Origin of the sequence: Flavobacterium sp. XS2P24, assembly GCF_030010285.1 — a bacterium.
Taxonomy (GTDB): Bacteria; Bacteroidota; Bacteroidia; order Flavobacteriales; family Flavobacteriaceae; genus Flavobacterium; species Flavobacterium algoritolerans.
This window is the reverse complement of the sequence record NZ_JASCRU010000032.1, coordinates 25,200-35,684: the sequence shown is the minus strand read 5'-3', so window position 1 is coordinate 35,684 and position 10,485 is coordinate 25,200. Positions and strand designations below refer to the sequence as shown.

Genomic DNA, 10,485 nt, shown 5'->3' with positions numbered 1-10,485 from the left:
GCATCAGCAGAATCATTCAATGCAAAAATAAAAGCATTTAGATCTCAATTCAGAGAGATTAGAAACATTGAATACTTCCTTTTTAGGCTAACCAATATTTATGCTTAATTTTTACTGCTCCACAGATTTTTGTATTGATCCTAAACAGGCTTTAAAAGTGACCACGGCGGGATTTGAACCCGCACGCCCTTGCGAGCACCAGCCCCTCAAGCTGGCAAGTCTACCGTTTCTCCACGTGGCCTAAAAAAAGAAAAGGTCAAGTAATAAATTACTAGACCTTTTGTGACCCGACTGGGGCTCGAACCCAGGACCCCATCATTAAAAGTGATGTGCTCTACCAACTGAGCTATCGAGTCAATGCTTCAAGGAAATTATGTGTTGATCACTAAAATTGTGACCCGACTGGGGCTCGAACCCAGGACCCCATCATTAAAAGTGATGTGCTCTACCAACTGAGCTATCGAGTCATATTCTTTCCTTGAATGCGGGTGCAAATATAAGGACTTATTTTGGAGTTTTCCAAGCAATTTTATTATAAATTTGTCTTTTTTTAACAAAATTACTCAACACCTTAATTTGTAAGGTTTTATTCAGATGAAAAAAATTATATTATTAGGTTATATGGGCTGTGGTAAGTCCACAATTGCAAATAAATTGTCAAAACTTATTGAAATTCCTTTTGTGGATTTGGATAAAAAGATTGAAGAGAAGGTGAATTTATCTATAAATGCTATTTTTGAAAAGCACGGAGAAATTTATTTTAGAAAGTTAGAGCACGAAGTTTTTATCGAATTATTGCATTCGCCGGAGCAATTAATTATAGGTTTGGGCGGAGGTACTCCTTGTTATGCAAATAATCATGAGTTGTTAAAAGGCGATAATGTAGTATCTGTTTATCTTAAAGCTTCAATAGATACTTTATTCAACAGATTGAGTCATAATAAAAGTAAGCGCCCTCTTATTGCCGATAAAAGTGACGAAGAGATGAAAGAGTTTATTGCAAAACATCTCTTCGACAGAAGTTTTTATTACAATCAAGCACAATATAAGGTGATTGTTGATGATAAGTCAATCGATCAGACTGTACTTGATATCGTTGCTATTTTAGCTTAGATAAGCATAATTATCATCGTTTTCATCAAAAACGACTTGTACGTGTTCCAATAATGATGTAGAAAGTGATATGCCTTTGAAATCAGCTTTTACAGGGTATTTTTTGTGGTTTCGGTCCACAAGTACTGCGGTTTTAAACTTTTTCAAAGGAACGTCTATAAAATGCCTAACTGCATAGATTAATGTGGTGCCTGAATTTAATACATCATCAACAAGAACTAAGCCTTTATTGGCATATTGTTCTTTTGTTAAGGAAGTGTGAATTGGTAATTCGGGATTTTGTTTATTGATTTGTACTTCGCAAAGCGAAACTTTGATAGGAGAAATGGTTTCTAAGATTGAAGCTATTTTTTTTGCAAAAGTAAAACCGTTAGAGGCAATTCCTGCAATTACAATTTCTTCTTCATCTACAAATGTTTCATAGATTTGGTAAGCAATTCTTTTTATTTTATGCTCGATTTCTTGATTCGTTAAGATAATATTTTTGCTCATTATTTTTAGTTTGTTATTTAACCGTTTACAGTTTAAAATTCAAAGAATTATTTTGGTAACTTAAAAAGTAATGTTTTAGGTTTACTCATCATCTTCATCGGTGGTTGTTTCATTCCCAAATTCATCAATATCTCTTCGGTCTTTTTTTGTAGGTCTTCCGGTGCCATTTTTTCGGTAATGCTCCTTTGATAATTTCAGTAATTCTAAATGCTGGTAGGCTTCTGCTGGAGTATCATTTCTTCGGTAGATATCAACTAATTTAGCTCCAACACGGTTCTCCGGTACATCCAGAACGGTGATGATTTGTGTAATTTGGTCTTTCCGGAACGTAATTTTGTCAGTAGGAAAAACCTCTTTTGATGGCTTGGCAACAAGACCATTTACAGTCACATGATTCTTTTTACAGGCTTCAGTAACCATATTTCTGGTTTTGTAATACCGCATGCACCATAAATATTTATCTATTCTCATAAATTTTCTAAAATCGGAGTTAAATAGTTTACAAAAATCAATCAATATTGTATCTTGCGCACTTAAAAATTTAGCTATAATGAACAAATTTAAGTATTATTTTATTCTATTAATTACAACGGTCTCTTTATTTTCATGTTCAAAGGATGATGCTGCTGAAATTGAACCACCTAGAGATTACGCAGAACAATTAGCTACTGATTTAACTGATATTGAAGAATATTTAAAAACCTATTCTATAACTGTTCTTAATCATCCTGGTTTTGCTGATGATCAAGATGTTACTTTTACAAAAATTCCAACAGGAGGAACAGCACCCTCTATTTATTCGTATTTGAATAGTACCACTTTTCCTAAACTTTTGAGTAAAGAGGTGAAACTTCATGATATAACTTACAAGTTGTATTATTTAGTGCTAAGAGAAGGAGTAGGAGAGAAACCTTCTAATGTTGATGGTGTGTTAGCCGCTTACAAAGGAGATTATTTAGATCGTCAAACAGTATCTGAAGTTACGGCATTAACGGCGACTCAATTTGAAGAAGTTAAGAATCCACAACAATTTTTAAGTTTATTTAGTACGATAACAGGTTGGGGTGAAACTTTTCCTGAGTTTAAAGTAGGGACGTATTCTTCAAATGCTGACGGTACAGTTTCTTATAATGATTTTGGAGCAGGAATTATGTTTATTCCTTCAGGACTTGGATATTACAATTCAGGAAGTGCCAGTATTCCAGCTTACGCTCCTTTAGTTTTTAGTTTTAAATTATTTGCAATTAGCAGATTAGATTCTGATAATGATGGAATTATGAACTTTCAAGAAGATGTAAACGGAGACGGTTACATGCGTGTTTTGGCAACAGGCGTTGTAAATCCTGATGATACTGATGGAGATGGTATTCCTAACTTTTTCGATGCTGACGATGATGGAGATGGAGTTAGTACAAAAACAGAAATTACAGGAGCTAATGGTGTTTTAATTCCTTTTGCAGATATACCGAGTTGTGATGGTAATACGACTGATCCGGCTAGAGTAAAAAGACACTTAGTAAAGTGTAATTAAAAAATACAATTCAAAAAAAAATCCAGTTCAATTGAACTGGATTTTTTTTGGTGTAAAATGAAAATATTATTTTCTTTTCATTACTCTTTCTACAGCTTCAACAATCGCTTGATTGTTCAATTTGTATTTTTCCATTAATTGTTCTGGTGTTCCAGATTCTCCAAAACTGTCATTAACCGCTACAAACTCTTGTGGAGCAGGACTGTTCAATGCTAAGACTCTGGAAACGCTTTCGCCAAGACCACCAAGAATATTATGCTCTTCAGCAGTAACGATACATTTTGTTTTTGCCAATGATTTCAAAATCGCTTCTTCATCCAATGGTTTGATCGTATGAATATTGATTACTTCAGCAGAAATACCTTTTGCTTCCAAAGCTTCAGCAGCGATTAGCGCTTCCCAAACTAAATGTCCGGTAGCAATAATTGTTACGTCAGAACCTTCGCTTAAAACAATCGCTTTTCCTATTACGAAAGGCTCATCAGCAGGCATGAAATTAGGCACAACCGGACGACCAAAACGCAAGTAAGCTGGACCATGGTGATCTGCTAGTGCTAAAGTAGCCGCTTTAGTTTGATTGTAATCACAAGTATTGATTACTGTCATTCCCGGTAACATTTTCATTAATCCAATATCTTCAAGAATTTGGTGTGTAGCACCGTCTTCACCTAATGTTAATCCAGCGTGTGAAGCACAAATTTTTACATTTTTCTCAGAATACGCCACTGATTGACGGATTTGATCATACACTCTTCCTGTAGAAAAGTTAGCGAAAGTTCCTGTAAAAGGAATTTTACCACCAACAGTTAAACCAGCTGCTATTCCAATCATGTTTGCTTCTGCAATCCCAATTTGGAAAAAACGTTCCGGGTGATTTTTCTTGAAATCGTCAAATTTTAAAGAACCTATTAAATCCGCACAAAGTGCAACCACATTTTCATTCTTTTGACCTAATTCAGTCATTCCCGCTCCAAAACCCGAACGAGTATCTTTACTTCCTGTATTTGTATATTTTTTCATTTTTCAATTTAGATTTTTAGCAGTATTCTACTGAACACTAATTACTGAGCTCTGAACACTTTCTAGTAGTCGCTTTCGCCTTCTGTATAGTTTTGACCTAAAGCAATTTCAAGTTGCGTATCATTTGGCGCTTTACCGTGCCAAGCATGACTGTACATCATAAAATCTACACCATTACCCATTTCAGTATGCAACAACACACAAACTGGTTTTCCTTTTCCAGTTCTTGATTTTGCATCATTCATTCCAGCAATAACAGCTTCAATATCATTTCCTTTTTCAATTTCTAAAACATCCCAATCAAAAGCTTCAAATTTAGCGCGGATACTTCCCATTGCTAAAACTTCATCAGTTGTTCCGTCAATTTGTTTTCCGTTTAAATCGATTGTAGCGATAAGATTGTCTACTTTTTTTGCAGAAGCATACATAATTGCTTCCCAGTTTTGACCTTCTTGTAATTCACCATCTCCGTGAAGTGTGTAAATTATATGATTGTCACCATTTAATTTTTTAGCTTGAGCAGCACCAATTCCTACTGATAATCCTTGTCCAAGAGAACCTGACGCAATTCTCACTCCAGGTAAACCATCATGAGTAGTTGGGTGACCTTGTAATCTTGAATTGATCAAACGGAAAGTTGCTAATTCTGATACCGGGAAATAACCGCTTCTCGCTAAAACGCTGTAGAAAACAGGAGAAATATGTCCGTTTGAAAGGAAGAAAAGATCTTCTCCAATACCGTCCATATCAAAACCTTCTTTGCGTTCCATTATGTTTTGGTATAAGGTTACCAGAAATTCAGTACAACCTAGAGAACCACCTGGGTGACCTGAATTGACAGCGTGTACCATTCGAAGAATATCTCTTCTGACTTGGATTGTTAAATCGTTTAATTGTTGTGTGTTAGGCTTCATTTTGTGTGTAAAAGTTAAACTGGTGCAAATGTAATTTTTATTTAGGGTTACCGCAAAAGTTTTTAGGAATATTTAATGGAAGATTCAGTTAGAATTTAAGTTGAATAAAATTACCGGCATAAGTTTGCATAATTCACAAAAAAGCCCGCCAAATGCGGGCTTTTTTGTGAATGGAGAAACTAATAATATTTGTAAATTCTCCAATTGTAATTATAGTTAAGTGTTCGTAATTGCATCAGCTCTGTGCGCTTGATTATTGATAGCCGTTAAGGCGATTCCAGTTAATACCGCATCTGTTTTTTTCTCGTCATCAAGACTCATCGCCAATAGATTTGCCGCTTTGTCTTCTCCTAAAGTTTTTGCAAAAGCATGCAGGGTTCCATAAGTTGCAATTTCATAATGTTTTACCTTTTGATCTGCTGCAATAATTCCCGCATCTCGAACAACGCCAATATCAGTTTGTCTGATCAAGCTATTTGTTTCTTTCAATATGCCTCCCATTGCTTCGCATTTTTTGGCAGTCGCTTCAACACCAGTTGCTTCAAATATTTTTTCCAAACGTGAAACGTGTTCTTGTGTCTCATTCAATTGGTTTTTTAAAGAGTTAACTAATTCTGGTGATGATGCGTTTTTCATCATTTTTGGCAATGTTTTAGTTAACACTTTCTCTGCCCAATAAATATCTTTCAATCCAACTTCAAATAAATCTCTCAATCCATGTGCTGCATTTGCTTGTACAGCTCCTTTACTATTTTCGCTTTTACCCATTTCAGTTCTCATAACACTAGTTTTTTAAGATTAATTTTTTATGAAAAATATTAAATATGATATTCTCTTAAACAAACTCATTATTTAATTTTCAAGTAGGGTAAAATTAAACATATTAAAATGTAATCAATTGTTAATTAACTAATTGTAAATACGAAATGTATGATTTTTTAAAGAAATTAATGTTCTGATTTTAGTTTTGAATAGCTGTTGGATTGTCTTTTTTAAGTGGTTTGTGACTGATGATAATTCACATCCAGCCATGAACCGCCATTGTAAGATTCAATTCCATGTGCCGTTAGAAACACTTGTGCCTGTCCGCTTCTATTTCCCGATGCACAACAAAGAATTAATGGGGCTTTAAGTTCTTGTATTTCCTGCATTCTATGTGGTATCTCATTCAAAGGAATATTTATGGAACCAGCAACATGACCGCCCATAAACTCATCATAGGAACGTACATCGACTATGGTTCCCAGTTTTTCTTTAATTATTTTTGCTACTTCCATTTTGTTGTTCTTTAAAGATTATTAATCTATGATAGCATAAAGCTGTTTTGCTCTATCTAAATTTACGGATTTATTCAACGGAATTTCTAAGAAATATTCCAGTTGCCATTTTTGGGTTTTTTGCGCTTGTTTGCTTTCTGTCAAGTCCCACGGCGGATACACCCGAATTCCTCGTTTTCCTTCTTTTAAGTCAGTACTGATAATTCCTTGTTGACTAAGCACGGATTTTGGAAATATAAATTGACCAAATTTATCGTTGCTTTTAGTATTTATAACAAAAAAATCAATTTCGTCTGAAACTGTATAAGGCTCGATAGGTCCATTTTCGCTTCTCTTCCAAAAAGTGACAAATTGCCCAATCTTTGTAGGGGTAATTTTTGCAACACGAAAGAGTATTTTAATGGTGTCAAGGTCAAATTTACAGGCGCAATATTCGGCACTTTCTTTTTCTATTTCAAGATTTCGGAGGTCAAAACCATATTTGTCAAATACAAGCTCTTTAGTCTCAATTAGGTTTTCGGGAATCATTCGTGTTGTTATTTGGGCTTTTTAATGGGAAACTAATTTTCTAATGGTTGTAAGTCAGTATCAGGTATGATTTTTACTTCTTCTTCCTCATCCTTCAATTCATAAAGTAAGTGTTCTACTTCAGAATAATCCTTAATCACTTTTACAGTAATTATGGCTAGAGGAATACCTATTATTGAAGCAACAATACTGGCAATTGTAGTCGTAGTAAGCTCTTCAAGTGTCTCCGCCTTCATGGAATATCTAAAAAAGAATTGCCCTAAAAATGAAGAAATAATCCATAATGCCCACCACCATCCAATGAAATGGGTCGTTAGATTTTGAGCATAATTTTCATCCTTTTTAGATAGTAAATTTTGTGTTTCCTGATACAACTCTTTCATGATTTGGTTGGGTCTATAAAGAGAAATGATTGGTACAAACCAGCAACTGGCGGCCCATCCTTCGGTGAATGATAAACTTTCGGCTTTTATATGAAGATTGTAGTAGGCTCTCCTGAACCATCGTATAAAAGTAATTCCCGAAATCACATATACTGTCAAATAAATTAGGCCTATGATTTTTTGTCTTAAATCATTATCAGTGGCCGCTTCAGTTGTGATTTGTCCGCCATTTGCAACAGTTTGTAATAAGTCATATTGCAAATAATCAGAAAGTAGTGAAATTATTTCGACAGTTAGCACAGTCCATAATAGCATAATAGCAATTTTTGCTCTTTGGCCGTTGGGTTTTAAATTTTCCATTTTTTATTTTTTTGTCAATTTAAATGCTCCACCACCTTGTTTTATAATCATTTGTTTTTCATTTGGCTTAAATTCTAGTTGTATTCCAGCGGCTAAAAACTCAAATTTATCTTTCTCAGTTGCTTCTAACGGAAATGCTGATTGTCCGGTTGCTTGTGCAAAAAGTTTTAAATTATCTTTTGTAATCGTAATTTTCATGGGAAATCCAGCATCTGAATATTCTCCTAAATAAGGATCCAAGTCTTCGGTTTTGAGTTCGAAATTTTTAAAAGTAGAAATTACAAACGGCTTGTTGAAGTAACTACTTAAAGCAACGATAATGATATCATTATTGTCGTATGTCTTTCCGTTTGATGTTAATGCAACGGCAATCTTGTCCTCTGTAAAATAATACAACACAGATCTGAATTCATCAATTCCTCCAGTATGGCCAAATCCTTTTTTATCATAAAACGGAATTTGGAAAATCCCCATGCCGTAGTTGTCTTGTAAAGTAATCATTTGTTTTAAACTGCTTTCGTTGATTATTTTATTCGCGAATAAATGGTCAATAAAAATGGTCAAATCAGTCGGATTAGAAACAATTGAACCAGCTCCCATTGGGATTGACATATCCGTTTCGGTTTCTTTTATCCATTTTTCTGAAAATTTATAAGAATTAGATTCGTTGTTTTGAATGCTTATTTTATCTCCTACGTAAGTGTTTTTTAAGCCTAATGGTTTTGTAATTTTATCTTTTAAAATAGCTGCATATGGTTTTTTGTATGCTTTTTGAAGAATATAACTCAACAAAACATAATTTGAATTGCTATAATCTGCTTTGCTGTTTGGTTCAAAATCACTTTTCCCTTTTGCAATGATTTCTACCATTTGCTCTTCGGATTTGGGTTCGGTATTGTACTTTAAATAGTCTGGATTATTGGTGAAATTATGGATGCCGCTTCTGTGGTTTAATAAATTTCCAATCGTTATTTTCGTTGCATTTTCGATTGTTGGGAAATAGATTTCTATAGTTTGATTTAATACTATTTTCTTCTCTTCAACTGCTTTGAATATTAATGCGGAAGTAAACATTTTTGAAATAGAACCAATTCGGTATTTGGATAAATTAGTTGCTTTTTTATTCGTTTCAATATCTACTTTTCCAATTGATTTGGAATAAATCAGCGTTCCATTTTGTGAAACGGCTATACTTCCCATAAACTTATCCTTTGCTTCAAGAATTTGAAATAAACTATCCAGTTTTGCTACGTTCATTTTTTGGGAATATCCAGTGCCAAATAATAAACTGAAAAGCATTGTAATTAAAATTTTCTTTGCCATAATTGTTTCAATTGTATTGTTGTAAGGTTTTATAAAATCCTGTGAAATCCCAGTTCATTTTGAAAAGGATAAAAGAATAAGATTTTAGCAATTTTCAAGTAAATATATACGATTAAACTGATACAAAATTATTTTTATAAAAAATAACTTCGTGTAAAAGGATTACAACAGCGTTGCTTTTTTTGTAATTATATTTTTCTATTTTAGTTTTGAAAAGAGTTGCGCCTTTTTCTTTGGCTGGAGCCAAAACCAATATGAGGCTCAAGCCATTGCCTTTTGTCCAAGCTTTCACGCTCATTTTCTGGGGCCAGCTAGGACGTATGGTTTGAATGGTGATACTGGAAATGGAGCTTTTTCCTTTCGCTTTTTCGTCAACTTTTTTTACAACATCTTTTGCCTCTTGCGCAAAAAGTATACTCAATAAATGAAAAAAATAGGAAGAATATCTTTTCCAAAGCATTTAGCACTATCGTCATCCGATATTGCCTTACATGGGGTTGCTCTAAATTGGAGGGCGCTCATCACCCACATTAAGAGACGTAAACTTCGTTGCTTGAAGGTGTTTTTGCCAATCTTTTACTAATCTTGAAATGTTAAAAAAAAGGTTTGAACGCCTATTCCAAAGATACTTAAAATGTATAAAAAAAAGTGCGTAAAAAACTATTAATTCAATAAAAATAATTGATTTACAGTGTATTATAATTTTGTTTTGAATTTTAGTTTTGAAAAAATTAGTAAATGCATAAAAAAACACAAAAAAATTTTTGTAGGAAAAGGTATTGAAATCTAGGACGAAATAGAATAAGAACATTAAGAAATACAAACGATAATGACCACATATTAGTCGAAAGAAAAGAACCCAAAAAACTCCCCATTAACTTTTTATTAATCAATTGTTTCCATTATTTACTATATATTGCTGGAGGTTAATTACTTTTTTTAATCAGAAGCACTGTCATATAGCTATGTAGTTTTATAAATTATTACCTGATTTTGTAACGAAAATAATTTATCCTTTCACAGCATGCTTTATGACATTAAGGAATACTAGTATTAGTATAATAAATATATAATTATGTCAGAAAAAAGCAAAAAACAATTTGGTGTTTGGATGGATTCACATCATGAAACTAATATTTAGGTAGAGAAAAATGTAAATTCCGGGAATTCGTTGTACTAGGTTACGAAAAAGTGGGTACTCAAGGAAATAATTAAAGCGAAAATGCAGCGAATAATACATAAAGAGATTTACTTCATAAATTATTCAAAAACGCCACTGCTCACATGCAAAATATTGATGAATTGCATGTTACCGGAACAGGTACTGTCCAGGAACAATTTATTAAATATTTGTATGAAACTCCACAGTATAAAAATGTTGAGACTAAAGAAGGTACTTCTAATAAAATGAGTGATGAAAGTTTAATTGAATATGCGGTTACACAATTCAACTAATTTTTTAATATAAATAAAAAAGCTGCTTTGTTAGTTTAAAGAAGCTTTTTTTATGCTAATAACGGTCTCGTTCTGAAATAGAGTTGCAA

At 33.4% G+C, this 10,485-nt stretch carries 13 protein-coding genes and 3 tRNA genes; 3 read left to right on the top strand and 13 right to left on the bottom strand.

Features of this window, described 5'->3' with window-relative positions; translation table 11 throughout:
* Positions 1-158: 158 nt before the first annotated feature.
* The 3 genes from QLS31_RS14650 to QLS31_RS14640 form a co-directional block, all read right to left on the bottom strand.
* Positions 159-241 (bottom strand) — tRNA-Leu (locus QLS31_RS14650).
* 42 nt (positions 242-283) lie between these two features.
* A tRNA-Lys gene (locus QLS31_RS14645) sits at positions 284-356 on the bottom strand.
* Positions 357-394: 38 nt separating this feature from the next.
* Positions 395-467 (bottom strand) — tRNA-Lys (locus QLS31_RS14640).
* Between the two features lie 127 nt (positions 468-594).
* Between QLS31_RS14640 and QLS31_RS14635 the strand changes: the two genes are divergently transcribed.
* Positions 595-1,113: a shikimate kinase gene (locus QLS31_RS14635; protein WP_282744465.1), complete on the top strand. Its 519-nt coding sequence runs from the start codon at positions 595-597 to the stop codon at positions 1,111-1,113.
* On the opposite strand, the gene QLS31_RS14630 is transcribed toward QLS31_RS14635, so the two are convergent.
* Together QLS31_RS14630 and QLS31_RS14625 are read right to left on the bottom strand one after the other, a co-directional pair.
* The gene (locus QLS31_RS14630) at positions 1,105-1,605 is read right to left on the bottom strand and encodes a phosphoribosyltransferase family protein (RefSeq protein ID WP_282744464.1); all 501 of its coding nucleotides are present in this window, start codon (positions 1,603-1,605) and stop codon (positions 1,105-1,107) included. The two genes, QLS31_RS14635 and QLS31_RS14630, sit on opposite strands and share 9 nt — an antisense overlap.
* A gap of 81 nt (positions 1,606-1,686) precedes the next feature.
* Positions 1,687-2,076, bottom strand: coding sequence for a S4 domain-containing protein (locus tag QLS31_RS14625; RefSeq protein WP_099716042.1), 390 nt, complete (start codon positions 2,074-2,076; stop codon positions 1,687-1,689).
* 79 nt (positions 2,077-2,155) lie between these two features.
* On the opposite strand from QLS31_RS14625, the gene QLS31_RS14620 reads away from it, so the two are divergent.
* Positions 2,156-3,136, top strand: coding sequence for an FKBP-type peptidylprolyl isomerase (locus QLS31_RS14620; protein ID WP_282744463.1), 981 nt, complete (start codon positions 2,156-2,158; stop codon positions 3,134-3,136).
* A gap of 66 nt (positions 3,137-3,202) precedes the next feature.
* On the opposite strand, the gene QLS31_RS14615 is transcribed toward QLS31_RS14620, so the two are convergent.
* The 8 genes from QLS31_RS14615 to QLS31_RS14580 form a co-directional block, all read right to left on the bottom strand.
* A complete protein-coding gene (locus QLS31_RS14615) occupies positions 3,203-4,156 on the bottom strand; it encodes a transketolase C-terminal domain-containing protein (RefSeq protein ID WP_282733504.1) in 954 nt (317 codons plus the stop codon).
* 62 nt (positions 4,157-4,218) lie between these two features.
* Positions 4,219-5,070, bottom strand: a complete 852-nt coding sequence (locus QLS31_RS14610) for a transketolase (RefSeq protein ID WP_282744462.1) — start codon at positions 5,068-5,070, stop codon at positions 4,219-4,221.
* Between the two features lie 216 nt (positions 5,071-5,286).
* Complete coding sequence (locus QLS31_RS14605) at positions 5,287-5,850, bottom strand: ferritin-like domain-containing protein (protein WP_282744461.1); 564 nt, start codon at positions 5,848-5,850, stop codon at positions 5,287-5,289.
* A gap of 212 nt (positions 5,851-6,062) precedes the next feature.
* Positions 6,063-6,347 carry a rhodanese-like domain-containing protein gene (locus QLS31_RS14600; RefSeq protein ID WP_099716039.1) on the bottom strand — a complete coding sequence of 95 codons (285 nt, stop codon included), beginning with the start codon at positions 6,345-6,347 and terminating at the stop codon, positions 6,063-6,065.
* A 21-nt stretch (positions 6,348-6,368) separates the two neighbouring features.
* Positions 6,369-6,875 carry a MepB family protein gene (locus QLS31_RS14595; protein WP_282744459.1) on the bottom strand — a complete coding sequence of 169 codons (507 nt, stop codon included), beginning with the start codon at positions 6,873-6,875 and terminating at the stop codon, positions 6,369-6,371.
* A gap of 32 nt (positions 6,876-6,907) precedes the next feature.
* On the bottom strand, positions 6,908-7,618 hold the full coding sequence (locus QLS31_RS14590) for a DUF4328 domain-containing protein (protein ID WP_282744458.1): 711 nt from the start codon (positions 7,616-7,618) through the stop codon (positions 6,908-6,910).
* A 3-nt stretch (positions 7,619-7,621) separates the two neighbouring features.
* Positions 7,622-8,941 (bottom strand): serine hydrolase domain-containing protein, encoded by a 1,320-nt coding sequence (locus tag QLS31_RS14585; protein WP_282744456.1) that lies wholly within the window; start codon positions 8,939-8,941, stop codon positions 7,622-7,624.
* A 112-nt stretch (positions 8,942-9,053) separates the two neighbouring features.
* Positions 9,054-9,401 carry a hypothetical protein gene (locus tag QLS31_RS14580; RefSeq protein WP_282744454.1) on the bottom strand — a complete coding sequence of 116 codons (348 nt, stop codon included), beginning with the start codon at positions 9,399-9,401 and terminating at the stop codon, positions 9,054-9,056.
* An 824-nt stretch (positions 9,402-10,225) separates the two neighbouring features.
* Between QLS31_RS14580 and QLS31_RS14575 the strand changes: the two genes are divergently transcribed.
* Positions 10,226-10,396 (top strand): hypothetical protein, encoded by a 171-nt coding sequence (locus QLS31_RS14575; protein ID WP_282744452.1) that lies wholly within the window; start codon positions 10,226-10,228, stop codon positions 10,394-10,396.
* Positions 10,397-10,485: the final 89 nt, after the last annotated feature.